This is a genomic window from Pseudomonas sp. MD195_PC81_125, assembly GCF_014060985.1.
Taxonomy (GTDB): domain Bacteria; phylum Pseudomonadota; class Gammaproteobacteria; order Pseudomonadales; family Pseudomonadaceae; genus Aquipseudomonas; species Aquipseudomonas parakoreensis.
The window spans coordinates 1-582 of record NZ_JABULD010000797.1; the positions used below are offsets into that span (position 1 = coordinate 1).

The 582-nt window shown below is 58.1% G+C and carries 2 protein-coding genes; one reads left to right on the plus strand and one right to left on the minus strand.

Features of this window, described 5'->3' with window-relative positions:
* Positions 1 to 212 (minus strand): FAD-binding oxidoreductase (locus HT737_RS29350; protein ID WP_182404572.1); only part of this gene is annotated, 212 nt, incomplete at its 3' end.
* A gap of 159 nt (positions 213 to 371) precedes the next feature.
* On the opposite strand from HT737_RS29350, the gene HT737_RS29355 reads away from it, so the two are divergent.
* Positions 372 to 582, plus strand: a 211-nt coding sequence (locus HT737_RS29355) for a LysR family transcriptional regulator (RefSeq protein WP_182404571.1), incomplete at its 3' end; no start/stop codon positions are given.

The window sequence follows — 582 nt, forward strand, 5'->3', positions numbered from 1 at the left end:
ATCAATCGCGCGACCCGTGCCACATCCTCGGCATCCATCGGAAACACCGCCGCTTGCGGCAGGCGCTGATAGATCGAGTTGTCGGTGGCAAGCACTACGCGGCTGGCGTAATCGGCACTGATCTCACCACGAAAGCCACTGGCTTTCAGGGCTTTGAGGAACTGTTGGTAATCCGTGGTCAATGCGGCGGCGGGCGCCAGCTGGGCAATCATCGGTCGGGAAATCTCGGTCAAAATCGGGCCGTGTGGCGGTGAACAGTTGTGCGCAATGAATGATTACGTCACGCTCCCGCCATCTCATGGTGCTTATGTTCATTGCTTGGTGCCTTCGGAACAAACGTAAAATCGACCCGTAATCCATGACTAAAACGAATGAATCCGCGAACCCTCACCCCTTCCATGTCGTTATTGCTGGCCTTCGAGGCCGCTGCACGCCATGAAAGCTACACCCGCGCCGCCCACGAACTGTCGCTGACGCAAAGCGCGGTCAGCCGTCAGGTGCAGATTCTGGAAAAGATGCTCGGCATGCGCCTGTTCAGCCGCGAAGGCCGACAAGTGGTGCTCACCGATGTCGGGCGCATGT